This is a genomic window from Perlucidibaca piscinae DSM 21586 (assembly GCF_000420045.1).
In the GTDB taxonomy this organism is placed as follows: Bacteria; Pseudomonadota; Gammaproteobacteria; order Pseudomonadales; family Moraxellaceae; genus Perlucidibaca; species Perlucidibaca piscinae.
Genome location: NZ_ATUE01000005.1, coordinates 740,638 through 765,708, shown reverse-complemented (window position 1 = coordinate 765,708; position 25,071 = coordinate 740,638). Strand labels below are relative to the sequence as shown.

Genomic DNA, 25,071 nt, shown 5'->3' with positions numbered 1-25,071 from the left:
GAATAAAAGGAAGTTGGCACGCAATCTGCTATTACAACGCGTGGCCATAACAACAACTCGCCACGGCATGTGAATGCCACAACAAGAAACGCGCCCGCATGGACTCGGGTGACACGCGCCAGGATGCCGGGCAAAAAGAAAAATTCGTGCCCCGAGACACAAGAAGACGATAAAAATCGCACAGCACCGTTCAGCGGTCGCGGGAGGTCAGCCTCCCGCCTTGCCGCACTCCCCTGTTCCGACCACCATCACCCACTTCCGGCACAATCTTGCTATCATCCCGGCTTTCCATGTTCCGGGTGAGATGACACGATGCTGAAGGGATGGCTCAATCGATGGCGCTCGCGCGGCAAGCCGCTGACACGCCTCAAGCCGGTCATCATTCCTCGTGATCGCCACCCCGTCTCGCGCAAGAACATCAGCCCGGCAGCGGTAAGAACCCTGTATCGACTGCACGATGCCGGCCATCAGGCTTTCCTCATCGGCGGCGGCGTTCGCGACCTGCTGCTGGGCCTGGATCCCAAGGACTTCGACATCGCCACCAGCGCCACGCCCGAGCAGGTCAAGCACCTGTTTGGCGGCCAGTGCCAGATCATCGGTCGCCGTTTCCGGCTCGCTCATGTGCGCTGGGGCCGTGAAGTCATCGAGGTGGCCACCTTCCGCGCCCATCACAGCGATGGCGACGAGCAGACCGCGCGCACCAATGCCGATGGCCTCATCCTGCGTGACAATGTCTGGGGCGACATCGAGGAAGATGCCGCCCGCCGCGACTTCACCATCAACGCCATCTATTACAACATTGCCGACTTCTCGCTCTGGGATTTCGCCAACGGTCGCAAGGACCTCGAGCAGCGCGTGCTGCGCCTGATCGGCGACCCGGAAACCCGCTACCGCGAAGACCCGGTACGCATGCTGCGGGCCATACGTTTCGCCGCCAAGCTCGACTTCACGCTGGCGCCGGATACCGCCGCCCCCATTCCGGAACTGGCCGAGCTGCTTGAGGACATGTCCTCGCATCGCCTCTACGACGAGTGCCATAAGCTCTTCGGTGGCGGCCATGCCGCACCGCTGCTGCCGCTGCTGGAAGAGTACGGCCTCTTTGAGCCGCTGTTCCCGGAGGCCATGCTGTATCCGCGCCACCAGCTCTGGCAGCTCACTGCCGAGAACACCGATGCGCGCATCGCCATCTGCAAGGGCATCAACCCGGCCTTCTTCTTTGCCGCACTGCTCTGGGGCCCGATGCAGGCTCGCGTGCAGCAGCTGCTGGACGAGGGGGTGCCGCCGGTGCCCGCCTGGCAACAGGCCGGGCAGATGGTGCTGACCAGCCAGCAACGGCGCACGGCGATTCCGCGCCATGCCGCGCAGGTGATTCGCGACATCTGGGAAATGCAGCCCCGCCTCGAGGTGCCACGCCCGCGTCAGGTCGAGGCCATGGCGCAGAACGAGCGCTTCCGTGCCGGCTATGACTTCCTGGTGCTTCGCGAGCAGGCCGGAGAGGACACCCGGGGCATGGGTGCCTGGTGGACACGCTGGCAGGATGCCGACCCCGGCCTGCAGATTGAAATGCAGCGCGCGCTGGAAAATCGCCCCAAGGAGGGCGCCACCTCCAGCAAGCCGCGCCGGCGCCGCAAGCCGCGCGCCGACCAGAACGCCTGACCCGGCCATGCGCGGCAGACCCGGTACACGTGCCGCCATCGGCCTCGGCAGCAATCTGGGCGACTCCCCCGCCCTGCTCAGCCAGGCACTGCAGTCGCTTGACGCACACCCGGACATCCGTCTCGCGCAATGCTCGCGCCTGTATCGCAGCGCACCGCTGGGGCCGGCTGATCAGCCCGACTATGCCAATGCCGCCGCCGTGCTGCACACCGACCTGTCGCCGCTGGCGCTGCTCGACGTGCTGCAGGCCATCGAGCAGGACGCCGGCCGGGAGCGTCTGCTGCGCTGGGGGCCGCGCACCCTTGATCTGGATCTGCTGCTCTACGACGAGCAGGTGATCAACGAGCCTCGCCTGCAGGTGCCGCACCCGGAAATGACGCAGCGCGCCTTCGTGCTCACCCCCCTGGCCGAATTGGTACCGGACTGGCGACTGCCCGACGGTCGCTGCATCGCCGAGCTGGCAGCCCGTCTGCCCCAGGACGGTCTGCAGCCATGGCCGCTGCCGGACTGGCCGGCAAACGGGAACCGTCACCGGCATGATGCGCAGGCTTGACCCGTCCGGCATTAGCCACGACCATGCCCGCGTGATGTTGTCCTTCCCCCAGGAGCTGTCATGAAACCGGTGACCCTGCACACCCTACGCGACCTCAAGCAGCAAGGCCGCCGCTTCAGCTGTCTGACCTGCTACGACGCCAGCTTTGCCCGCGCCATGGCCGACGCCGCCATCGACGTGATCCTGATCGGCGACTCGCTGGGCATGGTGGTGCAGGGGCATGGCTCGACCCTGCCTGTCACCGTCGCTGACATGGCCTATCACACCGCCGCCGTGGCACGCGGCAACCCGTATTCTCTGCTCATGGCCGACATGCCGTTCATGAGCTATGCCGACACCGGCACGGCACTGACCGCTGCCGCAGAACTGATGCGCGCCGGCGCACACCTGGTCAAGCTCGAAGGTGGTGCCTGGCTGGCCGACACCGTGCGTCAGCTCACCCGCGGCGGCATCCCGGTCTGCATCCATCTGGGTCTGACGCCGCAGTCGGTGAACGTGCTCGGCGGCTATCGCGTGCAGGGGCGTGACGAGGCGGCCGCGCAACAGCTGCTTGCCGATGCCGAGGCCGCTGTCGCCGCCGGCGCCGCCATGCTGCTGCTGGAATGCGTGCCGACCTCGCTGGCGCAGCAGGTGCAGGCACGCTGCCCGGTGCCGCTGATCGGCATCGGCGCCGGACCGCACTGTGATGGCCAGGTCCTGGTCCTGCATGACATGCTCGGCATCCACCACGGCAAGCCGGCCCGCTTCGTGAAGAATTTCCTGGCTGCCGGCGACGGCAGCATCACCGGCGCCTTCCGCCAGTTCCACAACGAGGTGCAGGATGGACGCTATCCGGCTCCGGAACACGGCTTTGCCGGCTGACCCACTCCGTATCGGGAGCGCAACGCGATGAAGATTGAAAGCACCATCCAGGGCCTGCGTGCCGCCCTGCGTCAGGCCCGCCAGGCCGGCAAGTCGGTGGCGTTCGTGCCGACCATGGGCAATCTGCACCAGGGCCACATGGATCTGGTGCAGGCAGCGCGCCGGCGTGCCGACTTCGTGGTCGCCAGCATCTTCGTCAACCCTACCCAGTTCGGGGTCAACGAGGACTTCGATCGCTACCCGCGCACGCTGGAGGCTGATGCCAACCAGCTGGTCAACGCCGGCTGCGACCTGCTGTTCGCCCCCTCTGCCAGCGAGATGTATCCGGACGGCCGCAGCCAGGCGACCACCGTGGCAGTCGCCGGCATCACCGACATCCTCTGCGGCGCCTCGCGTCCCGGTCATTTCACCGGGGTCGCCACCGTGGTCAGCAAGCTGCTCAACATCGTACAGCCTGACATGGCGCTGTTCGGCGAAAAGGACTACCAGCAGCTGGCCGTGATCCGTCGCCTGGTGCAGGAGCTGTGCTTCCCGGTCAGCATCATCGGCGTACCGACCACGCGCGCCGAGGATGGTCTCGCGCTGAGTTCGCGCAACGGCTTCCTGACACCGGAGCAGCGGCAGCAGGCGCCGGTCATTTACCAGGCCCTGCGCAATCTGCAACAGGCCATCCTGGGTGGAAACCGCGACTACGCCATGCTCGTCACGGCGGCACAGGCGCATCTGGCGAAATGCGGTTTCGAGCCCGACTATGTCAGCATCCTGAGCCAGGACCTGAGTCCGGCCGGCCCGGACAGCCATGACCTGGTGATCCTGATCGCGGCACGACTGGGCACCACACGCCTCATCGACAACCTGGCGTTCAGCGTGACCGACGCGTCGCGCTGATCATTTAAGCGACAAATCGTGTGTTGAACCGTGGCGCGTCTTACGGCAAAATGGCGCGCCCGTGGGGACGGTACGACGTTTGTCTGCCCGCCTTGCCACTCACCGCTGTTGTGCGGAGGAAAAAACTCATGCAATGCATCATGCTGAAAGCCAAGCTGCACCGCGCTTGCGTGACTCATGCCGAGCTCGACTACGAAGGCTCCTGCGCCATCGACAGTGATCTTCTGGACCTCGCTGGCATTCGTGAATACGAACAGATCCAGATCTACAACGTCGCCAATGGCGAGCGCTTCACCACCTACGCCATCCGCGCCGAAGCCGGCTCGCTGATGATCTCGGTCAACGGTGCTGCTGCGCACAAGGCCCAGCCCGGCGATCGCGTCATCATCTGCACCTATGCCCAGTTCAACCAGGAAGAGCTGGCCAGCTTCAAGCCGCGCCTAGTCTACTGCAACGCCGACAACACCGTCAGCCACAGCGCCAACGCCATTCCGGTACAGGTTGCCTGAGACGTCTCTGCTGTCATGAAAAACCGGCCATCTGGCCGGTTTTTTGTTGCCCGCAGAATATGCCGCAGCCCGTCGCCCTGAACCGAGCCCGCACCGGGCAGAAACGACAAGGCCGGCAAATGCCGGCCTTGTCGTTTCATGCATGCCCCCTCCGGAGACGGGGCAGGTCAGGCGTTCAGAGCCCCAGTGCGGCAGTCCACTCCGCACCATGCTCCACGATCATCTGGCCACCGTAGGTCACCAGGATCAGACCAAGGGCCATGATCACCACCGGCATGATCCAGCGCTCGTAGCGGTAGTAGAAGGACTTGTGACGCACCTCGGCATCGGCCGCATCCATCTCCTGCTCGCCCACGACCATGCGCGTCAGCAACTGGTTGAGTGCCACGGGTGGCGACAGATAGCCCAGCTCGAAGGCGGTCAGCACGATCATCCAGAAGTGCACCGGGTGGATGCCGTTGCTGTAGGCGATGGGCGCAATGGTCGCCGACACCAGGATCACCGCACCGAACGGGTCCATGATCATGCCGATGAAGAACAGGATCAGCATCAGCACGGTCAGGGCGATCCAGATGCTGCCGAAGTCTTCCGGCACCGCTTCCATCATGCCCGAACGCTCGATCACGCCACCCACCGACACCGACAGCGCCATCAGCATGATCAGCGCGCCGATGTGACCGATGGTCTCGTTGGTGGCAAAGCGCACGGCGCCTTCCAGACCGACACGACGCTCGGCAGCCGGGTTGTGCTTGACCGCCTCGGCCTTGGGCTCGCGACGAATCTTGTCGAAGATCAGGATGAACATCATGATGATCGGCAGCATCACCGGCGCGGTGAACTCGTCGAGCTTGGTGTCGAGGAAGTAGCTGTAGCCCCAGACCACACCGAGGGTGATGACGATGTACGGGGACACCGGCACCAGGGCACGCAGCGAGCCGCGCAGGGCGTCACCGAACACGACCTTCTCGCGTGCCGGCGCACCGCTCTCGCGGGTCGCCATGGCCATCAGCAGGAACAGCGTCGAGGTCAGCAGGAAGACCCCGACACCCCAGCCGTAGAGCTCGTTGGTGGTGACCTGCTTGTTGAGCGCGGCAATCAGCACGATCAGCAGGCAGGGACGCAGCACCACACCCATGGAGCCGGACATCGCGGCGGCGGCAAGCGCCACCTGGCGACGGCCGCCGGCCATGAACACTTCCTTGTAGACGATGGCACCTGCCGCGATGACGAAGATGCCCGACGCACCGGTGTAGGCCGTCGGAATCGCCGCCGCGAGCAGGATGATCCAGGTCAGGACCTCAGGCGAGAACTTCCACGGACGCACGATGTCGAGGAAGAGGTTCACCACGCGGGTCTGCTTCAGCAACATGCCGGCCCAGATGTAGAGCGCCAGGTTGAGGAAGATGTTCGAGTACTCGAACAGCTGACCCAGGTAGATCGCCAGACCGGCGAAGTGCTGCTCGCCGAAGAAGGTGATCGACGAGGTGATGGCCATGAAGGCGTACAGCGGGATCGACAGCAGGGCCATGCCCGGGCTGCCACCCTCTTCCGCACCCGGGGCCGGCTTCACCAGACGCCAGGCACTGATCGCGGTCAGACCGGCGAACAGGGCGATGGTCAGGTAGTTGAGAATCGGCTTCTCGACCTCGATGCCCGAGGTCAGCAGCACGTTGTTGTAGTAGAACCAGCACGAGTACAGGGCAAGCGCGTTGGCCACCACCATGGACACGCCATAGACCTTGAAGTCGATCTTGTAGCGCGGCGGACGCAGGCCGATGTGGTGCACGCCCAGCGTCGTGGTCACGGCAGCAATCGCGAACATCACCATCAGCAGCAGCGGACGGTTCTCGGTGCCGAACTTGAAGATGCTGAAGAAGCCGGTTTCCAGCGCGCGGAAGGCCTTCAGCTTGCCGTCGATGTTGGCCATGATGCCGTCATACATGACGTGCTTCTCGGCACACAGCACCTTGGCCTGCTCGAGCGAGGCACGCACGGCATCCGGATCCTGCGGCTCGTCGGCGAAGAGCGCGTCCAGCGGGTCATCGGAGACCGCTGCCGGAGCCGCCGTCTGGGCCGCCACGGCAGCCTCGATGTCCTGGTTGGGGTCGCAATCCGGCTTCACCGGGTCGGCGCGGAGCATGAAATACTGGATGTTGCGGCTGGGGTCGCCGAACATGCGTTCGCCCATGCGCAGCAGCTGGCCATGGAACATTTCGCCAGTGCCGATGACGAGTGTCAGCAGCAGCAGCAGGAGAACCGGAAGACTGGACAGCCATTCCGAAAGCGTCCGGTTCATCAAGACAGGTTTATTGTTGTTCATGTGTCACTTCCCAGGTAGAAGACCGAGGCGGCGGCACCGCTTGCGCCGTGCCACCGCCGGGACATCAGATCACGCCAACATCACTCGAGGTTCTGCGAGCACTCAGCATTGCCGGCTTCCACCGAGCAACGGGTCTTCTTGAGCAGCTTCATCATGGTCTTGTCGTAGATGCCTTCGGCAGTCAGCGAGATGCGAGCTTCACGCAGCATGACGACATAGCCTTCCTTGTCCTTGGCGGGCAGGTCCATCCAGGCGCTTGCCGGGACATCGCGCTCGGCCTTCTTCACCAGCGCCATGGCGCGGTCGTACTGGCCATCCCAGTAGACGCGAGACTTCTGACCGAAGCCAGCCGGGAACTTGTCCTTGTTGATGACCAGCTGGAAGGTCAGCTGAATGATCGGGAAGCGGACGATGGCGCCTTCCTTGCCCAGGCCCTTGTGCAGTTCCAGCGGCTTGTAGGCCAGAGCCGGCGAGGCAATGATGTCCACCGCGTTGTTGTTGAACTTGGCGGCGAAGTTGGTGATGTCGGAGGAAACCGGCTGGGCGCCGACCTTCTGCACCATCTTGGCCTGCGACTTGTCGTAGTCGAAAATCGCGATCTTCTTGCCGGCCAGCTTGTCGACGTGGTTGATCGAGCGGCTCTTCACGAACAGGTAGGCAGCACCGGCCGGAGCGACACCAGCGATCTCGTACTTGCCTTGCACCATCTTGGCTGCCAGTGCCGGATTGGCCAGGGTAGCCATGGTCTTTTCCATCACCTGGTAGCTGGGGATGGCACCGATGGAGTCCAGCGCGCCGGTGAAGCTGTTGAACTGACGGCTGCGCAGGCCGGTGAGCATGACGCCGTCGCACTGGCCGGCCTTGAAGTCTTCGGCAGCGGTGCGCTCGTCGGTGTAGGGCTTGAGTTCGACGCTGGCACCCATGGCCTTGGCGGCAATGGCGTAGTCCTTCATCATGCTGTTGACGTCACCCTGGGCACCCAGGATGTCGAACACGCAGATCTTGGCGGCCTGGGCCTGGACCGAAACCAGCGAAGCGGAGGCGGCCAGCAGGGCGGCAGCCAGTTGGGTTGTCTTGCGCATGAGTGTTACCTCTGAACGTTGAGTGTCACGATTTTATTGTTGGAGAGTCCCCTCCCCGTGACGACAAACGTCCGGGGAGGGTGTCTCGTTACAGCAAGTCGTCGATTTCGACAGCGGACTCGGACTTGTCTGCCTTTTCATCCCAGAACTTGCCCAGGCTGCCGATCGGCGTGCGCGTGCCTGCACCTTCAGTCCACAGGCGGTCGGAGAGCACCTGGATGATCATGCCGGCCATGGCGTCTGCCAGACGGTAGTCCGGATTGACCTTGAAGTCTTCCTTCACGTTGACATAGCGACGAATGGCGTCACGCAGACGCGGCTGGTCATCCTTGCCCAGCGCGGACAGCGCATACATGGCGTGCGGCAGGCGCATGCCGACAGCCTCGCCCTTGGCCATGGAGGCCTCGAAGGTGCCCCAGACATCCTTGCCTTCGTCAGCGCCCGGCAGCACGTTCCAGATCACTGCACGCGCAGCGACCGGCACACCCCACCACTTGTCGTTGTCGAGGCAGCTGAAGGCACGCTCCGCCTTGGCAGCAACGTCCATCGGCACACCCACCACCTGCTGGGCGGTGATGTCGTTGAGCAGCGCCTGCAGGCCGGTGATCAGACCCAGCATGTAGACGAACTCGTCGAAGTCCTTGTAGAAGTCGGTGCATTCCTCACCGATCTTGATTTCGTAGCGCTTCTCGTAATAGCGCACGAAACGCTCGTAGGCATTCAGCTGACGACGCGATGCCAGTTCGGCGAAACGCTTCTGGGCGATGCGGGCATCCTGGGCTTCCTCGACATTGCCGGCCTTGGAGGCACGCAGATAGCGCAACTCGTGCTCGTTGGCCTCGATTTCCGCGCACAGACCGGCGGTGGTGTAGAGCAGCGTGCCGAGCTGATCGGTATTGGCACCCAGATTCTCGGTGGCCATGATCAGCGGCGCAGTCGCCACCCCGGAATTGCAGGCCATGACGACGTCATTGTCCTTGAGCATCGGCGGGACAAGCTTCTTCTCGACGAAGCGCAGAGCCTGATTACTGACGAATGCGATAGGATCGCAGGCAGAAAGCAGCACCGAACTACCGATGACAATGCCGGCAAAACCCTGACGGAGCAGGCGGGAGCCCCTCATGTCGTTCTCCTTGTGGTTGGATTCTTGTTTTAGCGCCAGTGATTCTTGTTGTCTGCTGGCGCACAAGGCGACTATGGCGATAACCATGGTTACCCGCGAACGATAACACCAAGAGCTGACACGATTAAAGCGGCTGCCGGCACGGTACCGCAGTTTTTTTCATGCCCCTGAAATGCGGCGGGCGGCCCGAAGGCCGCCCGCTCTGGCGTCACATGCGCCCCAAGGGGATGCCGTCAGACCTCGATCAGCTCCTTGATCGAGAGCTTGATGCGACCGCGCTGATCGACATCCAGCACCTTGACCTTGACCACCTGGCCTTCGCTGAGGTGATCGGACACGTTCTCGACACGCTCATGAGCGATCTGCGAGATGTGCACCAGACCGTCCGTACCCGGCAGGATGTTGACGAAGGCACCGAAGTCGACGATGCGCGCCACCGTGCCTTCATAGACCGTGCCCACTTCCACTTCCGCGGTGATGGCCTGGATCTTGGCGAGGGCCGCCTGGGTGGCACCCTTGGTTTCGCCGTAAATGCGCACCAGACCGGAGTCGTCGATGTCGATCGAGGCCTTGGTCTCTTCGCAGATGCTGCGAATCATGGAGCCACCCTTGCCGATGACATCGCGGATCTTGTCGGTGCTGATCTGGATGGTGGCGTAGGTCGGCGCGTTGGCATTGACTTCCGGACGCGAGGCGGCGAGCACCTGGTTCATCTGGCCGAGGATGTTCAGACGGGCTTCGTTGGCCTGGCTGAGCGCCACTTCCATGATCTCTTCGGTGATGCCTTCGATCTTGATGTCCATCTGCAGCGCGGTCACGCCATTGGCGGAACCGGCCACCTTGAAGTCCATGTCGCCGAGGTGGTCTTCGTCACCCAGGATGTCGGTGAGCACGGCGAAGCGTTCGCCTTCCTTGACCAGACCCATGGCGATGCCGGCCACCGGCGCCTTCAGCGGCACGCCGGCATCCATCAGGGCGAGCGAGGCGCCGCAGATCGAGGCCATGGACGAGGAGCCGTTGGACTCGGTGATGTCGGACACGACGCGGATGGCGTACGGGAACTTGTCGGCGCCCGGCAGCATCGGGTGCACGCCACGGCGTGCGAGACGGCCGTGACCGATTTCACGACGCTTGGGGCCGGATTCGCGGCCGGTTTCGCCGACCGAGTAGGCCGGGAAGTTGTAGTGCAGCATGAAGTGATCGGTGTAGCTGCCTTCGAGGGCGTCGATCATCATGGCATCGCGGCTGCCGCCGAGGGTGGCGGTGACCAGGGCCTGGGTCTCGCCACGGGTGAACAGGGCCGAGCCGTGGGCCTTGGCGAGCACGCCGGTCTGGATGTCGAGCGCGCGCACGGTGCGGGTGTCACGACCATCGATGCGCGGCTTGCCGGACAGGATGTTGTCGCGCACGGTGCGGTACTTGAGGTCCTCGAACAGCTCTTCCAGCTCGTCGCTGTCGACGCCGCTGCCTTCCGGTGCGAAACGGGCGATGGCGGCCTTCTTGATCTCGCCGAGACGGGCGTAGCGATCCTGCTTGACGCGAATCGTGTAGGCCTCGGAGATGTCGGCCTCGAAGGCGGCCTTGAGGGCAGCCTGCAGCTCGGCATTCTTGACCGGAGCGGTCCACTCCCAGCGCGGGGTACCCACCTCGGCGGCGAAGGCCTTGATGGCCTCGATGGCAACCTGCATTTCGTCATGGCCGAAGAGCACGGCACCGAGCATCTGGTCTTCGCTCAGTTCCTTGGCTTCGGACTCGACCATCAGCACGGCAGCCTGGGTGCCGGCAACCACCAGATCGAGATCGGAGGTCTTGAGCTGTTCGTAGGTCGGGTTGAGCACGTACTCGTGATCGATGTAGGCGACACGGGCAGCAGCGATCGGGCCGTTGAACGGAATGCCCGAGATGGCCAGCGCGGCCGAGGTGCCGAGCATGGCGGCAATGTCCGGATCCTGCAGCTTGTCGGTGGAGATCACGGTGGCGGTGACCTGGACTTCATTCAGGAAGCCTTCCGGGAACAGCGGGCGGATCGGACGGTCGATCAGGCGCGAGGTCAGCGTTTCCTTCTCGGACGGACGACCTTCACGCTTGAAGTAGCCACCCGGGATGCGGCCGGCGGCGTAGGTCTTTTCCTGGTAGTTGACGGTCAGCGGGAAGAAGTCCTGACCTGGCTTGGCCGACTTGGCGCCGACCACGGCAACCAGCACCTGCAGACCGCCCATGGTGACGACGACAGCACCGGAAGCCTGGCGCGCGATGCGGCCGGTTTCGAGGCTGACGGTCTGGTTGCCGAACTGGAATTCCTTGCGAACGATATTGAACATGTCTTTCCTCTGAAGGCCGGCCCCCATGGCCCGCCTTGACCTTGCACTGACTGGCGTCACAGAAGGCCCCTAACAATTGCGCCGCCCCGGGCCGGCATCGGCTGACGGGTGTCGCAGGTGTTAGAAGCCTCTCCGGTGACTGCGTGGTGTCACATCCTGTGACCAGGCTCCGTGGTGACGGGGCCTGAAGCACACAGGGAGCGAAATTCGCTCCCTGTGTGGGTTCCGCTTAGCGACGCAGACCGAGGGTCTGGATCAGGGCGGTGTAACGGCTGACATCCTTGCGCTTCAGGTAATCCAGCAGCGTACGGCGCTGGTTCACCATGCGGATCAGACCGCGGCGCGAGTGATGGTCATGCTTGTGTTCCTTGAAGTGCGGTTGCAGATCGTCGATCTGCGCGCTCAGCAGAGCGACCTGCACTTCGGGGGAACCGGTGTCGCCGGCGGAACGTGCGAACTTGGCAACGATTGCCGCCTTGTCTTGGACCGTGAGGGCCATGGTGCTACTCCATATCGAGGGGCCAACGAACAGCGACAGACCGCGCCCCTCTGCAGTCTTCGCCAACCTGCCCGAAAGGGCCTGTAGGGTATCAGCCGCCGCGCTCCGCCAGGGTGCGCAACAGGCGTTTCGGTGCCAGCAGGCCGTCGTCATCGACCGCCCCCAGCCCCAGGAATTCCGCCTCTCCGCCGGCATCATCACGCTGGAAAACCAGCACGTGACCCCCGTCGCGAGGCAGGCCGGAAGCCCGTACCGGGTTTCCGTGGCGCAGATAATACGCCGAATTTTCACTCAGCTCCACCCGTGGCAGATGCGTCAGCCCCTGCCAGCTCGGCAGCAGAAAGGCATCCAGTGCCGTGAAGCCGGCCGGTTCAGCCTCGGCGATCTGCTCGCGCGTCACCGCCTGGTCCAGACTGAAACTGCCAGCTGCCAGCCGCCGCAGCGATACCACATGGGCTCCACAGCCCAGTGCCTCGCCGATATCCTCGACCAGGTTGCGGATGTAGGTGCCTTTGGAGCAGGACACGGTGAGCTCGGCAAACGGCGGCTCCAGCACATCCAGCACCAGCGAGTGGATGGTCACCGGACGCGCCTCGCGCGCCACCTCGATGCCCTGGCGAGCCAGCTCGTAGAGCGGCTTGCCGTCCTGCTTGAGGGCCGAGAACATGGACGGCACCTGCAGGATGTCGCCGCGAAAGCCATCCAGCACCCGCTCCAGATCGACGGCAGCCAGTGCCGGCACCGGGCGCTCCTCGATGACCTCACCCTCGGCGTCCGCCGTGGTGGTCTTCTGCCCGAGACGCAGACGGGTGTGGTAGACCTTGTCGGCCTCGAGCAGGAAGTGCGAGAACTTGGTGGCCTCGCCCAGGCAAATGGGCAGCACACCGGTTGCCAGCGGATCAAGGCTGCCGGTATGGCCAGCCTTGTCGGCCTGGTAGCGGTGCTTGACCCATTGCAGGATCTGGTTGGAGGTCACCCCGGCCGGCTTGTCGAGAATCAGCAGGCCGTCGACGGGACGACGCGGACGACGCGGCTTGCTCAACGCGCAGCGTCCTGCTCGCCGTCAGCCTCGTCGGCCCGGGCCGAGTCCTCGCGCTCGCGCACGGCCTCGCTGATGAGGGCAGCCATGCGGTTGCCGCGCGCCGTGACCTGGTCATGATGGAAGCGCAGATGCGGCACGATGCGGGTGCGCAGACCGCGCCCGAGTTCGCCACGCAGCACGCCGGCGGCGGCATTGAGAATGGCGATGCCCTCCTCCGGCGACTCATCCAGGGTCTTGCCCAGGATGGTCACGTAGAGGTCGGCATAGCCCATGTCCGGGCTGACCTTGACGGCGGAGATCGTCACCATGCCCAGGCGCGGATCACGCAGGCGCTGACGAATCAGGCCCGAGAGATCGCGCTGGATCTGGTCGGCAAGACGCTGCGTGCGCTGGCTCACAGGAACACCACCTCAGAGGCTGCGCTTGATGATCTGGACTTCATAGACTTCAATCTTGTCACCCGCCTTGATGTCCTTGTAGCCCTTGACCGCGAGACCGCATTCCATGCCGTGACGCACTTCGGCGACGTCTTCCTTGAAGCGGCGCAGTGATTCGAGCTCGCCCTGGAACACCACCACGTCCTCGCGCAGCACGCGAATCGGCTTGTTCCGGAACAGGCTGCCCTCGAGCACCATGCAGCCGGCGGCCGCGCCGAACTTCGAGGAATGGAAAACCTCGCGCACTTCGGCGATGCCGACAATGTTCTCGCGACGCTCCGGCGACAGCAGGCCGGACATCGCCGCCTTCACGTCATCGATCAGCTCGTAAATGATGCTGTAGTAGCGCAGATCGATGCCATCGTTCTGACACTTGCTGCGGGCAGCGCCATCGGCGCGCACGTTGAAGCCCAGAACCACGGAACCGGTCGACTCGGCCAGCGTGACATCGGATTCGGTGATGGCACCGACGCCGGAGCTGACGATCTTGACGCGCACTTCGTCGGTGCTGAGGTCGTTGAGCGCTGCCATGAGCGCTTCCAGCGAACCACGCACGTCGGTCTTGAGAATGATGTTGACCGATGCCGCTTCGGCCTTGCCCATGTTGGCAAACAGGTTTTCCAGCTTGGACGCCTGTTGCATGTCCATGCGCAGCTGCCGATCACGGGCAACGCGGAACTCGGCGACTTCACGCGCCTTGCGCTCGTCGGCGACCACCAGGAACTCGTCGCCGGCACCCGGTGCGTCCGGCAGGCCGAGAATCTCGACCGGCATCGACGGACCCACCGACTTCACCAGCTTGCCGGTCTCGTCGACCAGGGCGCGGGCACGGCCGTAGAGCGTGCCGGCCAGCACCAGGTCACCCTTCTTCAGGGTGCCCTTCTGCACCAGCAGCGTGGCGACGGCGCCTCGGCCCTTGTCGATGCGGGACTCGATGACGACACCTTGTGCCGGGCCATCGGATACCGCCGTCAGTTCCAGCAGTTCGGCCTGGATCAGGATGGCCTCGAGCAGCTCGTCGATGCCCTGACCGGTCTTGGCCGAGACCTTGACGACCTGGACATCACCGCCCCACTCCTCGCACACGACCTGCTTGGCAGAGAGTTCGCTGAGCACGCGGTCGACGTCGACCGACTCCTTGTCGATCTTGTTCATGGCCACGATCAGCGGCACGCCGGAGGCACGGGCATGGTCGATGGCTTCTGCGGTCTGCGGCATCACGCCGTCATCGGCAGCCACCACCAGCACCACGATGTCGGTGGCCTTGGCGCCACGGGCACGCATGGCCGTGAAGGCGGCGTGACCCGGGGTGTCGAGGAAGGTGATCATGCCGCGCGGGGTTTCCACGTGGTAGGCACCGATGTGCTGGGTGATGCCGCCGGCTTCGCCAGCAGCCACCTTGGCACGACGGATGTAGTCGAGCAGCGAGGTCTTGCCGTGGTCGACGTGGCCCATGATGGTGACCACGGGAGCGCGGGTGGTGGCTTCGCCATGGTGCACCAGCGAATCCATCAGCGAGTCTTCCAGTGCGGTGTCGCTGACCAGCTTGGCGGTATGGCCGAGTTCCTCGACCACCAGAGCCGCCGTGGCCTGGTCGATGCGCTGGTTCTCGGTGACCACTTCGCCCATCTTCATGAGCACGCGAATGATTTCACGCGACTTCTTGGCCATCTTCTGGGCCAGGTCGCTGACCACGATGCTTTCACCGATGGTTACTTCGTACACCTGTTTCTCCACCGGCTTCTCGAAACCGTGCTGCCTGGACAATGCGCTGGTGAGCGTACGCTGCACCGGACGGAAATTCTGTTCCTCGCGCTTCTTCGGGCCCTTCTTGGCGCCACGGGCCGGCGTGCCGCCGCCACGCTTGATCTCGCGATCCTCGCGATCGAAGGAGTCCTCGTAGGCCTTGCCGACCAGACCACGCGCCAACGGCGTATCGGCTGCAGAAGGTGCGTCGTCCTTGCGACCGGCGAGCTCCTCGGCGATGCGGCGAGCCTGCTCCAGGGTCTTCTGGCGGGCCTTTTCCTCGGCCTCCTTGCGGTGCACTTCTTCCTGCTTGCGACGCGCCTCGTCAGCAGCACGCTCACGGGCCGACTCTTCCTCGCGGCGAGCACGCTCCTCGGGAGTTTCGTGACGCTTGATGTCAATCTTGGGAACGCTGAGCTTGCGTGCGTCCTTCTGCTCGCCACCGAGCTGGCGACGTGCCTCCTCGGCGGCCTTGCGGGCCTCTTCCTCGGCGGCAGCGATGCGTGCGTCCTCGATGGCGCGACGCTCGGCCTCGATGGCTGCCTGACGGGCGGCCTCGGCCTGCTGCTCGGCCTCTTCCTGGGCCTTGCGCGCCGCTTCAGCCGCTTCGCGCGCCTGCTCTTCCTGCTCTTCCAGCAGGGAGCGCTTGACGTAGGTACGGGTCTTGCGCACCTCGACGTTGACGGTCTTGGCCTTGCCGGCCACGACATTGGTCTTCAGCGTGCTGACGGTCTTGCGCTGCAGGGTGATCTTTTTCGGCTCACCCGCCTGTTCGCCATGCGTGCGCTTCAGATGCGCGAGCAGCTGCTGCTTCTCGATGTCGCTGACGACATCGCCTTCTGCCTTGTGCGACAAGCCGGCATCGCGCATTTGCGCGAGCAGGACATCGACGGAACGGCCGACGGTGTCGGCCAGTTGCTTGACGGTAACTTCTGCCATGGGGCGTGTTGCTCCGCTACAGGGGTGAGCCGGTTCAGTTGAACCAGGGCTCACGCGCCTTCATGATCAATTGGGCGGCCGACTCGGTCGTCAGGCCCTCGATGTCGACGATGTCGTCAATGGCTTGCTCGGCCAGATCTTCCATGGTGACCACACCACGAGCCGCGAGCGCAAACGCCACCCGACGATCCATGCCTTCCATGCCGAGCAGATCCTCTGCCGGCTCTTTCGCACCCTCTTCCGAAACCAGGGCCTTGGTAAGCAGAGCGTCCTTGGCACGCTGACGCAGCGCCTCGACCAGCTCCTCGTCGAAGTCCTCGATGGCGAGCAGCTCTTCCAGCGGCACATAGGCCACTTCCTCGAGCGTGGTGAAACCTTCGTTGACGAGAACGATGGCGATGTCCTCGTCGACACCCAGATCGGTCACGAAGCCGTCGACGAACTTCTGCGCCTCGGTCTCCTGCTTGGCCTGGGCATCCGCCACCGTCATCACGTTCAGGCGCCAGCCGGTGAGCTCGGAAGCGAGGCGCACGTTCTGGCCGCCACGACCGATGGCCATGGCCAGCTGGTCTTCCTCGACGGCGACATCCATGCTGTGGCTGTCTTCATCGACAATGATCGAGGAGACTTCGGCCGGCTGCAGGGCGTTGATGACGAACTGGGCCGGATTGTCATCCCAGAGCACGATGTCGACGCGCTCGCCACCGAGTTCACCTGACACCGCCTGGACGCGCGAACCGCGCATGCCGATGCAGGCACCCTGCGGGTCGATGCGGTGGTCGTTGCTCTTCACGGCGAGCTTGGCGCGCACGCCAGGATCACGCGCGGCGGCACGGATGGCGATGATTTCCTCACCGATTTCCGGCACTTCGATGCGGAACAGCTCGATGAGCATCTCGGCACGGGTGCGCGACAGCAGCAGCTGGGCGCCACGACCTTCGTTGTTGACGGCGTAGAGCACGGCACGCAGGCGATCACCGATGCGGAAATTCTCGCGCGGCAGCATTTCCTCGCGCGCCAGATAGGCTTCGGCATTGCCGCCGAGATCCATGATCAGGCCATCACGCGTGGTCTTCTTGACGGTGCCGGAAAGAATCTCGCCGACACGGTGACGGTAGGCGTCGACCACCAGGGCGCGCTCGGCCTCGCGGACCTTCTGCACGATCACCTGCTTGGCGGTCTGGGCGGCAATGCGTCCGAACTCTTCCGACGGAATCTGCTCCTCGACGATGTCGCCGAGCTTCAGGCCCTTTTCCTCGACATCGCTGATGGCGAGCTGCATGGCGGGGATCTCGTGATCCTCGTCGGCAACCACTTCCCAGAAGCGGAAGGTCTCGTACTCACCGGTCTTGCGATCAATGCTGACGCGAATGTTGATCTCGTCCGTGTCGAAGCGCTTTTTCGTGGCGGCGACCAGGGCCTGTTCCAGGGCCTGAAAAATCACCTCGCGGGCAACGCCTTTCTCGTTGCTGACGGAGTCCACCACCAACAGGATTTCTTTGCTCATGATTCGACCTGTGTGCTCTACCGTTCAATCAGAAATTGGGAACCACGTTTGCCTTGTCGATGCTGGCAAACGGAATGGAAATCGTCACGCCATCCGCGAGCAGGGTGACCTGCAGCTCGTCAGCCGACTGGATCACGCCCTTGTAGCGGCGACGGCCCTGCAACGGGGCATTGAGGCGCAGACTGACCTCTTCGCCAACAAAGCGGGCATAGTGCGAGGGCTTGAACAGGCCGCGATCCCAGCCCGGCGACGACACCTCGAGGGTGTACTCGCCAGCAATCGGATCCTCGACATCGAGCACGCCGCTGACCTGGTGGCTGACCGTCGAGCAGTCATCAACACCCACGCCAGACTCCGCCTCGGTATCAATGTAGAGACGCAGCACCGTGTGACGGCCCTGCTGGAAGAACTCGATGCCCCAGAGCTCGAAACCGCAAGCCTGCACGGCCGGTTCCAGCATCGCGGTCAGCTTGTCCACCTTGTGCGCGATCGCCATGACTGCCTTACTCCCGTGACCGGACAGATGCATGCCGGCCACCCAGCCCAGAAACAAAAAGTGGGCACTAGGCCCACTCCGTCGGCAGCCCGGCGACCGCATGCGGCCGCCTGCTGCAGGACCTGAAAAAAAACCCACACGAGGTGGGCTTTCTTCAAGTCCGAATGTGGTAGCGGGGGCTGGATTTGAACCAACGACCTTCGGGTTATGAGCCCGACGAGCTACCTGACTGCTCCACCCCGCATCAGAGGTTGCGAACTGTAGTGGGCCGACCTTGCAATGTCAAACCCTTTCGCTGCCGATCAAAACCGGCGTCTTGCAATCCATCCCGCCTCAGGTGAGCAGGATGGAAATTGGTGCGGAAGGGGGGACTTGAACCCCCACGCCGTTAGGCACAGCCACCTCAAGGCTGCGTGTATACCAATTTCACCACTTCCGCATGTTCGTTCCGCCGATTGCTCGGCGGGGGCAGATATTACTGGCCTACGGGCGCAACAGGAAGCCCTGTTGACGAATTTTCTTTGCCGGCTGCCGGAGCAGGCAGTTCAGCCGGCGCGGCAGGCAGCGCTGCGGCACCCGGCAGCACCGGCAGACCCTGGGTCTCAGCCGGCGCCTCGAGGAACTCCGAGCCTGCCACGGTACGAGCCGCATCACGCGCGAACACCGCCAGACCCAGACTGGTGAGGAAGAAGATCAGCGCCAGAGCCGCCGTCAGCTTGGTCAGGAAGCCTGCCGAGCCGGCGCTGCCAAACACCGTGCCGGAAGCACCCGCGCCAAAGGAGGCACCCATTTCAGCGCCCTTGCCTTGCTGCAGCATGATCAGGGCGATCATCACCACCGCGACCAGCACATGCACCACCAGAACCAGCGTTTCCATACCTGTCACCCCGTAACGCGAGCCTGCGCCGCTGCGCAGATCGCCAAGAATTCGTTCGCGTCCAGTGACGCACCACCCACCAGGGCACCATCAATGTCAGGCATGGCAAACAGCCCCGCCGCATTCGCCGCCTTGACGCTGCCGCCATAGGCAATGCGCAGCGCCTCGGCACGCGACGCATCGAACACCGCCACCACCGCACGCAGAGAAGCATGCACCGCCTGCGCCTGCTCCGGCGTCGCCGTCAGACCGGTGCCGATGGCCCAGACCGGCTCATAGGCCAGCACGGCATGGTCAAAGGCTTCCGGCCCCTGCGACTCGAGCACCGCCAGCAACTGCCGCGACACCACGGCCAGGGTTTCGCCAGCCTCGCGCTCCGCCAGCGTCTCGCCGACACAGAGCACCGGCTGCAGACCGGCTTCGCGCAAGGCACGGAACTGGGCTGCCACCACGGCATCACCTTCGTGCTGGTACTGGCGTCGCTCGGAATGCCCGACCAACGCACCGGCAACACCGCAATCCTGCAGCATGGCTGCCGACCACTCACCGGTGTAGGCACCTGCGGCATGACCGGACACGGTCTGCGCCAGCACCCGCAGCGAGCTGCCGGCCAGCTGCGCGGAAATTTCCGCCAGGTACGGTGCCGGCGGCACCACGGCCAGATCCACGGCCGTCATTTGCGCCAGCGGCTGCAAGCCCGCCAGCAGGGCCTCATGATCGGCACGCAGGCCGTTCATCTTCCAGTTGCCACCCACCCAGGGACGACGCATGACAGAATCTCCGCAAGGCCGCCACACAAGGGCGGCAATACTAGCCAACCAGCCCCCTGCTTACAAGCTGCCGCGGACCGCCTCGGCCAGCTCCTCGGCCAGCGCCTGCACCAGTACCGCATCCTGACCTTCGACCATGACCCGGATCACCGGCTCGGTGCCCGATGCCCGCAGCAGCACCCGACCCTGGTCGCCGAGGCGCTGCTCGGCAGCACGCACGGCGGCCTGCACGGCGGCTGACGCCGCCAGATCGATCTTCTCGGCCAGACGCACGTTGATCAGCACCTGCGGGTATTTGCTCATGCCGCACTTGAGCTCGGCCAGCGACCGGTCACTCGCCACCATGGCTGCCAACACCTGCAGTGCCGCCACGATGGCGTCACCGGTGGTGGCCTTGTCGAGGCAGACAATGTGTCCGGATGCCTCGCCGCCCAGATTCCAGCCGCGCGACTCCAGCTCGGCCATGACATAGCGGTCGCCGACGGCAGCACGCACAAAGTCCAGCCCCATGTCGCGAATCGCCCGCTCCATGCCGAAATTGCTCATCAGCGTGCCCACCACGCCCAGGATGGGACGTCCGGCACGCACGCGCTCGCGCGCCATCAGGCAGATCAGCTCGTCGCCGTCGACCAGCTCGCCACGGTGATCCACCATGACAATGCGATCGCCGTCACCATCAAAGGCAATGCCCAAGTCCGCCTTCTCGGCCAGCACCCGACGCTGCAGACCCTCCGGATGCGTGGAGCCGACCTGGTCATTGATGTTGGTGCCGTTGGGAGTGCAGGCATGGCTGATGACATCGGCACCGAGCTCGCTGAACACCGCCGGGCCGACCTGATAGGTGGCGCCATGGGCGCAATCGACGACGATCTTCAGACCACGCAGCGACAGGTGGAACGGAAAGCTGGACTTGCAGAACTCGATGTAGCGACCGCGGGCATCCTCCTGGCGAGTGACCTTGCCGAGCTGGTCCGGGTTGTCGATGACCATGTCGCGATCCAGCCAGGCCTCGATCTCGTGCTCGACGGCATCGGCCAGCTTCTTGCCATCCGGCCCGAAGAACTTGATGCCGTTGTCATGATAGGGATTGTGCGACGCCGAAATGACAATGCCGGCACTGGCATGGAACGCACGCGTCAGATGCGCGACCGCCGGCGTGGGGATGGGCCCGAGCAGACGCACGCTGACACCGGCAGCCGACAGACCGGCCTCGAGTGCCGACTCGAACAGGTAGCCGGACAACCGGGTGTCCTTGCCAACCACCACCGATGCACGCCCCTTCGAGGCCATGACGCGGCCGGCAGCCCAGCCCAGCTTGAGCGCGAAATCCGGGGTGATGGGGTACTGGCCGACCAGGCCACGGACACCGTCGGTGCCGAAATACTTTCTGCTCATGTGCTTTCCTCGTGTTCTTGTGCCTGCCACAACGCCAGCGCCTCGACAGTCGGCCCGACATCATGGGTACGGATGATTCGTGCGCCGCGTTCGACGGACAGCACCGCAGCGGCCAGCCCGGCATGCAGGCGCCGATCCACGGGGGCGCCACCAAGCACGGCTCCCAGCATGGACTTGCGCGACACCCCGACCAGCACCGGACGTCCCAGCGCCTGCAGTGCCTGCAGCTCATGCAGCAAGCGCAGATTATGCGCCAGGGTTTTCGCAAAACCGAAGCCTGGATCGAGCACGATCCGATCGACGGAAATGCCGGCCTGTTCACAGGCCAGCATGCGTTCACGCAGAAAATCCACCACCTCGGTCGCGACATCCTGGTAGACCGGGTTGCGCTGCATGGTGCCGGGCTCGCCCTGCATGTGCATCAGCACCACCGGCAGCCCGGTTGCTGCCGCCGCCTCCAGGGCACCGGGACGACGCAGGGCACGGACGTCGTTGATCAGTCCGGCACCCCGCGCGGCGCAGGCCGTCATCGCCTCGGGCGTGGAGGTGTCAATGGAGACAATGGTGTCAAAACGACTGGCCACCGCCTCGACGATCGGCAGCAGACGATCCAGCTCCTCGCCGACGGACACCGGCAATGCGCCGGGCCGGGTGCTCTCGGCACCGATGTCGATCAGCGCCGCCCCCCCCTCCAGCATCTGCTCGACCTGGCGCAGGGCAGCATCCAGGGCGGTGTAGCGACCGCCATCGGAGAACGAGTCAGGGGTAACATTGAGAATGCCCATGACCACCGGGCGTGACAGATCAAGCAGGCGTGACCCGCAGTGCAGTTTCATGATGAATGGTCCGTTGCCCTGGAATACCGGAAAGCATCAGGGCCGCCTGAGCGACCCTGAGCAACCGGCAATGGCGAGATCAGATGGCGTCGGGGGCAGGCTGGCTGCCGGCCTCGGGCCTGGCTTCAGCAGTGGCGGCGACACTGCCCGAGCCACCGGAGGAACCGTCATTGCTCCAGCCACGTGGCGGACGCACGGCGCGACGAGCCATCAGATCATCGATCTGTTCGGCATCAATGGTCTCGTAGGTCATCAAGGCGTCAGCCATGGCGTCCAGGATGTCGCGGTTGTCCTCGAGAATCTGCCGCGCCTTGGCGTAGCAGCGGTCGATGACCGAGCGGATCTCGTTGTCGATGTCGATGGCCGTCTGCGACGACCCGTTCTTGCGCTGGGTCACGGAGCGGCCAAGGAACACCTCGCCCTCGTCCTCTTCGTAGAGCAGCGGCCCGAGCTTTTCGGACAGACCCCACTTGGTGACCATGCTGCGGGCCAGCTCGGTGGCACGCTGGATGTCGTTGCTGGCGCCCGTGGTGACACCATCGAAGCCCAGCGTCAGCTCCTCGGCGATGCGGCCGCCGAACAGCGAGCAGATGTTGCCTTCGATGCCGCGCTTGGACATCGAGTAGCGATCCTCTTCCGGAAGGAACATGGTGACGCCGAGGGCGCGACCACGCGGAATGATGGATACCTTGTAGACCGGGTCGTGCTCAGGCACCAGGCGACCGACGATGGCGTGTCCGGCCTCGTGGAAGGCGGTATTGAGCTTTTCCTTGTCGGACATGACCATGGACTTGCGCTCGGCGCCCATCATGATCTTGTCCTTGGCCTTCTCGAACTCGTTCATGCCGACCTGCTTGAGGTTGCTGCGCGCGGCGAACAGCGCGGCCTCGTTGACCAGGTTGGCGAGATCGGCACCGGAGAAGCCCGGCGTGCTGCGTGCCAGCGTCTCGGCATTGACGTCGGCCGCCATCGGGATCTTGCGCATGTGCACGCGAAGGATCTGCTCACGGCCACGGATGTCGGGCAGACCGACCACCACCTGGCGGTCGAAGCGGCCCGGACGCAGCAGCGCCGAATCAAGCACGTCAGGACGGTTGGTGGCGGCGATGACGATGACGCCCTCGCTGCCCTCGAAACCGTCCATTTCCACCAGCAGCTGGTTAAGGGTCTGTTCGCGCTCGTCATGACCACCACCCATGCCGGCACCACGGTGACGGCCGACGGCATCGATTTCGTCGATGAAGATGATGCATGGCGCCTGCTTCTTGGCCTGCTCGAACATGTCGCGCACACGGCTGGCGCCGACGCCGACGAACATTTCCACGAAGTCGGAACCGGAAATCGAGAAGAACGGCACCTTGGCCTCGCCGGCAATGGCCTTGGCCAGCAGCGTCTTGCCGGTACCCGGCTGACCGACCATGAGGATGCCGCGCGGAATGCGTCCGCCCAGCTGCTGGAACTTGCCCGGATCACGCAGGAAGTCGACGACCTCCTTGACCTCTTCCTTGGCCTCGTCGCAACCGGCGACATCGGCGAAGGTGACCTTGATCTGGTCTTCGGTGAGCTGGCGTGCGCGCGACTTGCCGAAGGTCATGGGATTGCCGCGACCGCCACCACCACCCATGCCGCCACCCATCTTGCGCGACAGGAACATGAAAAGGGCGACCATGAGCAGGATGGGGAAGGCCGCCACCAGCAGCTGCGACAGCACGCCCTGCTGTTCCGGCGGGGCACCGACGATCTGCACCTTCTGCTTGAGCAGCTGGTTGATCAGGTCAGGATCCTGGGCCGGCGGACGCACGGTCTCGAAGGCCTGGCCGTTGGCGCGCTCGCCGGTGATGACATCGGGCTGGATCTTCACCGACTTGATCTCGCCGGCATCAATGGCAGCCACGAAGGCGCTGTAGTCCATGCTGCGAGACGGTGCCGGCTGATTGAAGTTGCCGAAGACGAAGGTCAGTGCCCCGGCAATCATCAACCAGACCAGCAGATTTTTGGCAAGATCGTTCACGGTGTCGAACCTCCGGGTTCATGACTTGCACCAAGCTTGCGCCACACGGGCACGCTCGGCAATGATTCTGCAGCGGTCACCGCGACATCTGTCACGGCTTGAAACCGGTGGCCACCAGATACACCTCGCGCGACCGCGCGCGCGACGCGTCCGGCTTGCGCGCCTTGAGCACCGGAAAATGCTCGCGGATCTGTGCCCGGTACGCCTCGTAGCCCTCCCCCAGGAAGACCTTCACGACAAACGCACCGCCCGGCTTGAGCACGCGCACGGCCATGTCCAGCGCCAGCTCGCAGAGATACATCGCGCGCGGCTGGTCCACGGCATTGTTACCAGACATATTGGGGGCCATGTCGCAGATTACAAGGTCCACCGGCTGACCATCGAGCGCCGACAGGATCTCATCCAGCACGTTCTGCTCGCGAAAGTCGCCCTGCACGAAGGTCACGTCGGGCAAGGCATCCATGGGCAGGATGTCCGTCGCCACCACGCGGCCACGATCACCGATCAGCCGTCCGGCAACCTGGCACCAGCCGCCAGGCGCCGCGCCAAGGTCAAGGATGTGCATGCCGGGCTTGATCAGCTTGTCCTTGTCCTGAATTTCCAGCAGCTTGTAGCTGGCGCGCGAGCGATAGCCATCCTTCCAGGCGCGCTGGACATAGGGATCGTCCAGATGCTCCTTCATCCAGGTCTTGCTGCTGCCGCTGAGCTTGTGATTGGTGATGCGTGTGGCCATGGCCGAGGTCGTTCCGAAAAAATGCACCCCGGACACAGGGACGCGCTAAACTAGAGGGATATTTTTACCAGAAACCGCCGCCTCGTGCCTGACTTGTCAGTCAGCACCGGCCAGCATCAGATGACACATCGAGGTACACCCGTGAGCCTGTCCACCGCCGAGAAGAAACGCCTGCGCCAGATCGGCCACCACCTGAACCCGCTGGTCCAGCTTGGCGGCAACGGCCTGACCGACGCCGTGCTGGCCGAAATCGACGCCCGCCTCGAAGACCATGAGCTGATCAAGGTGCGGGTTGGCGGCGAAGATCGCGAAGAGCGCCAGGCCACCATCGAGGCCATCGCGGAAGGCACCGGCGCCGAAATCGCGCAACGCATCGGCAAGCTGGTGCTGCTTTATCGCGCCGCACGCCGCCCCGATCCCAAGCTGTCCAATCTGCTGCGCGCCCTCGCCTGAGCGCGCGCAACGCTGCA

General features: G+C 64.2%; 22 protein-coding genes and 2 tRNA genes. 6 read left to right on the top strand and 18 right to left on the bottom strand.

The annotated features are described in order from the left end of the window. Positions 1–312: 312 nt before the first annotated feature. The 5 genes from pcnB to panD all read left to right on the top strand — a co-directional run bounded on the left by pcnB (position 313) and on the right by panD (position 4,467). Entirely contained in the window at positions 313–1,656 is a 1,344-nt protein-coding gene (gene pcnB, locus F595_RS0103775) for a polynucleotide adenylyltransferase PcnB (protein WP_040567946.1), read from the top strand. Positions 1,657–1,663: 7 nt separating this feature from the next. After that, entirely contained in the window at positions 1,664–2,209 is a 546-nt protein-coding gene (gene folK / locus F595_RS12615; RefSeq protein ID WP_022955541.1) for a 2-amino-4-hydroxy-6-hydroxymethyldihydropteridine diphosphokinase, read from the top strand. A 60-nt stretch (positions 2,210–2,269) separates the two neighbouring features. After that, entirely contained in the window at positions 2,270–3,070 is an 801-nt protein-coding gene (gene panB / locus F595_RS0103765; protein WP_022955540.1) for a 3-methyl-2-oxobutanoate hydroxymethyltransferase, read from the top strand. A 27-nt stretch (positions 3,071–3,097) separates the two neighbouring features. Continuing rightward, positions 3,098–3,958, top strand: a complete 861-nt coding sequence (gene panC, locus F595_RS0103760; protein WP_022955539.1) for a pantoate--beta-alanine ligase — start codon at positions 3,098–3,100, stop codon at positions 3,956–3,958. Positions 3,959–4,086: 128 nt separating this feature from the next. After that, positions 4,087–4,467 carry an aspartate 1-decarboxylase gene (panD, locus tag F595_RS0103755; protein ID WP_022955538.1) on the top strand — a complete coding sequence of 127 codons (381 nt, stop codon included), beginning with the start codon at positions 4,087–4,089 and terminating at the stop codon, positions 4,465–4,467. 175 nt (positions 4,468–4,642) lie between these two features. On the opposite strand, the gene F595_RS12610 is transcribed toward panD, so the two are convergent. The 18 genes from F595_RS12610 to rlmE form a co-directional block, all read right to left on the bottom strand. Continuing rightward, on the bottom strand, positions 4,643–6,787 hold the full coding sequence (locus tag F595_RS12610; protein ID WP_051144611.1) for a TRAP transporter large permease subunit: 2,145 nt from the start codon (positions 6,785–6,787) through the stop codon (positions 4,643–4,645). An 80-nt stretch (positions 6,788–6,867) separates the two neighbouring features. Next, entirely contained in the window at positions 6,868–7,869 is a 1,002-nt protein-coding gene (locus F595_RS0103745; RefSeq protein WP_022955536.1) for a putative solute-binding protein, read from the bottom strand. A gap of 88 nt (positions 7,870–7,957) precedes the next feature. Next, a complete protein-coding gene (locus tag F595_RS0103740) occupies positions 7,958–8,992 on the bottom strand; it encodes a hypothetical protein (protein WP_022955535.1) in 1,035 nt (344 codons plus the stop codon). Positions 8,993–9,225: 233 nt separating this feature from the next. Continuing rightward, positions 9,226–11,313 (bottom strand): polyribonucleotide nucleotidyltransferase, encoded by a 2,088-nt coding sequence (gene pnp, locus F595_RS0103735; RefSeq protein WP_022955534.1) that lies wholly within the window; start codon positions 11,311–11,313, stop codon positions 9,226–9,228. A 229-nt stretch (positions 11,314–11,542) separates the two neighbouring features. Then, positions 11,543–11,812, bottom strand: a complete 270-nt coding sequence (rpsO, locus tag F595_RS0103730) for a 30S ribosomal protein S15 (RefSeq protein ID WP_022955533.1) — start codon at positions 11,810–11,812, stop codon at positions 11,543–11,545. A 91-nt stretch (positions 11,813–11,903) separates the two neighbouring features. Then, positions 11,904–12,854, bottom strand: a complete 951-nt coding sequence (truB, locus tag F595_RS0103725; RefSeq protein WP_022955532.1) for a tRNA pseudouridine(55) synthase TruB — start codon at positions 12,852–12,854, stop codon at positions 11,904–11,906. After that, positions 12,851–13,252, bottom strand: a complete 402-nt coding sequence (gene rbfA / locus F595_RS0103720) for a 30S ribosome-binding factor RbfA (RefSeq protein WP_022955531.1) — start codon at positions 13,250–13,252, stop codon at positions 12,851–12,853. The genes truB and rbfA overlap by 4 nt, the downstream gene beginning before the upstream one ends. A gap of 12 nt (positions 13,253–13,264) precedes the next feature. Further along, the gene (gene infB, locus F595_RS0103715; protein WP_022955530.1) at positions 13,265–15,976 is read right to left on the bottom strand and encodes a translation initiation factor IF-2; all 2,712 of its coding nucleotides are present in this window, start codon (positions 15,974–15,976) and stop codon (positions 13,265–13,267) included. Positions 15,977–16,010: 34 nt separating this feature from the next. Next, positions 16,011–17,483, bottom strand: a complete 1,473-nt coding sequence (gene nusA / locus F595_RS0103710; RefSeq protein WP_022955529.1) for a transcription termination factor NusA — start codon at positions 17,481–17,483, stop codon at positions 16,011–16,013. A 28-nt stretch (positions 17,484–17,511) separates the two neighbouring features. Next, entirely contained in the window at positions 17,512–17,979 is a 468-nt protein-coding gene (gene rimP, locus F595_RS0103705) for a ribosome maturation factor RimP (protein WP_022955528.1), read from the bottom strand. 167 nt (positions 17,980–18,146) lie between these two features. Then, positions 18,147–18,223, bottom strand: a tRNA-Met gene (locus F595_RS0103700). A gap of 110 nt (positions 18,224–18,333) precedes the next feature. Next, a tRNA-Leu gene (locus tag F595_RS0103695) sits at positions 18,334–18,418 on the bottom strand. Positions 18,419–18,454: 36 nt separating this feature from the next. Next, a complete protein-coding gene (gene secG / locus F595_RS0103690; protein WP_022955527.1) occupies positions 18,455–18,856 on the bottom strand; it encodes a preprotein translocase subunit SecG in 402 nt (133 codons plus the stop codon). A 5-nt stretch (positions 18,857–18,861) separates the two neighbouring features. Continuing rightward, positions 18,862–19,626 (bottom strand): triose-phosphate isomerase, encoded by a 765-nt coding sequence (tpiA, locus tag F595_RS0103685; protein WP_022955526.1) that lies wholly within the window; start codon positions 19,624–19,626, stop codon positions 18,862–18,864. A 60-nt stretch (positions 19,627–19,686) separates the two neighbouring features. Next, a complete protein-coding gene (glmM, locus tag F595_RS0103680) occupies positions 19,687–21,021 on the bottom strand; it encodes a phosphoglucosamine mutase (RefSeq protein ID WP_022955525.1) in 1,335 nt (444 codons plus the stop codon). Further along, positions 21,018–21,857 carry a dihydropteroate synthase gene (folP, locus tag F595_RS0103675; RefSeq protein WP_022955524.1) on the bottom strand — a complete coding sequence of 280 codons (840 nt, stop codon included), beginning with the start codon at positions 21,855–21,857 and terminating at the stop codon, positions 21,018–21,020. The genes glmM and folP overlap by 4 nt, the downstream gene beginning before the upstream one ends. Positions 21,858–21,936: 79 nt before the next feature. Next, entirely contained in the window at positions 21,937–23,832 is a 1,896-nt protein-coding gene (gene ftsH / locus F595_RS0103670; RefSeq protein ID WP_040568103.1) for an ATP-dependent zinc metalloprotease FtsH, read from the bottom strand. Positions 23,833–23,959: 127 nt separating this feature from the next. After that, positions 23,960–24,601: a 23S rRNA (uridine(2552)-2'-O)-methyltransferase RlmE gene (rlmE, locus tag F595_RS0103665; protein WP_022955522.1), complete on the bottom strand. Its 642-nt coding sequence runs from the start codon at positions 24,599–24,601 to the stop codon at positions 23,960–23,962. 141 nt (positions 24,602–24,742) lie between these two features. Between rlmE and yhbY the strand changes: the two genes are divergently transcribed. Further along, positions 24,743–25,054 (top strand): ribosome assembly RNA-binding protein YhbY, encoded by a 312-nt coding sequence (gene yhbY, locus F595_RS0103660; RefSeq protein WP_022955521.1) that lies wholly within the window; start codon positions 24,743–24,745, stop codon positions 25,052–25,054. Positions 25,055–25,071 lie beyond the last annotated feature (17 nt).

Excerpts from the sequence above, each read along its gene's own strand:
- panB (WP_022955540.1), top strand. The coding sequence starts at position 2,270 with ATGAAACCGGTGACCCTGCACACCCTACGCGACCTCAAGCAGCAAGGC.
- ftsH (WP_040568103.1), bottom strand. The coding sequence starts at position 23,832 with ATGATTGCCGGGGCACTGACCTTCGTCTTCGGCAACTTCAATCAGCCG.
- F595_RS0103745 (WP_022955536.1), bottom strand. The coding sequence starts at position 7,869 with ATGCGCAAGACAACCCAACTGGCTGCCGCCCTGCTGGCCGCCTCCGCT.
- pcnB (WP_040567946.1), top strand. The coding sequence starts at position 313 with ATGCTGAAGGGATGGCTCAATCGATGGCGCTCGCGCGGCAAGCCGCTG.
- pnp (WP_022955534.1), bottom strand. The coding sequence starts at position 11,313 with ATGTTCAATATCGTTCGCAAGGAATTCCAGTTCGGCAACCAGACCGTC.
- tpiA (WP_022955526.1), bottom strand. The coding sequence starts at position 19,626 with ATGCGTCGTCCCTGGGTGGGTGGCAACTGGAAGATGAACGGCCTGCGT.
- infB (WP_022955530.1), bottom strand. The coding sequence starts at position 15,976 with ATGGCAGAAGTTACCGTCAAGCAACTGGCCGACACCGTCGGCCGTTCC.
- F595_RS0103740 (WP_022955535.1), bottom strand. The coding sequence starts at position 8,992 with ATGAGGGGCTCCCGCCTGCTCCGTCAGGGTTTTGCCGGCATTGTCATC.
- nusA (WP_022955529.1), bottom strand. The coding sequence starts at position 17,483 with ATGAGCAAAGAAATCCTGTTGGTGGTGGACTCCGTCAGCAACGAGAAA.
- F595_RS12610 (WP_051144611.1), bottom strand. The coding sequence starts at position 6,787 with ATGAACAACAATAAACCTGTCTTGATGAACCGGACGCTTTCGGAATGG.
- rimP (WP_022955528.1), bottom strand. The coding sequence starts at position 17,979 with ATGGCGATCGCGCACAAGGTGGACAAGCTGACCGCGATGCTGGAACCG.
- panD (WP_022955538.1), top strand. The coding sequence starts at position 4,087 with ATGCAATGCATCATGCTGAAAGCCAAGCTGCACCGCGCTTGCGTGACT.
- glmM (WP_022955525.1), bottom strand. The coding sequence starts at position 21,021 with ATGAGCAGAAAGTATTTCGGCACCGACGGTGTCCGTGGCCTGGTCGGC.
- secG (WP_022955527.1), bottom strand. The coding sequence starts at position 18,856 with ATGGAAACGCTGGTTCTGGTGGTGCATGTGCTGGTCGCGGTGGTGATG.
- folP (WP_022955524.1), bottom strand. The coding sequence starts at position 21,857 with ATGAAACTGCACTGCGGGTCACGCCTGCTTGATCTGTCACGCCCGGTG.
- rlmE (WP_022955522.1), bottom strand. The coding sequence starts at position 24,601 with ATGGCCACACGCATCACCAATCACAAGCTCAGCGGCAGCAGCAAGACC.
- folK (WP_022955541.1), top strand. The coding sequence starts at position 1,664 with ATGCGCGGCAGACCCGGTACACGTGCCGCCATCGGCCTCGGCAGCAAT.
- panC (WP_022955539.1), top strand. The coding sequence starts at position 3,098 with ATGAAGATTGAAAGCACCATCCAGGGCCTGCGTGCCGCCCTGCGTCAG.
- rpsO (WP_022955533.1), bottom strand. The coding sequence starts at position 11,812 with ATGGCCCTCACGGTCCAAGACAAGGCGGCAATCGTTGCCAAGTTCGCA.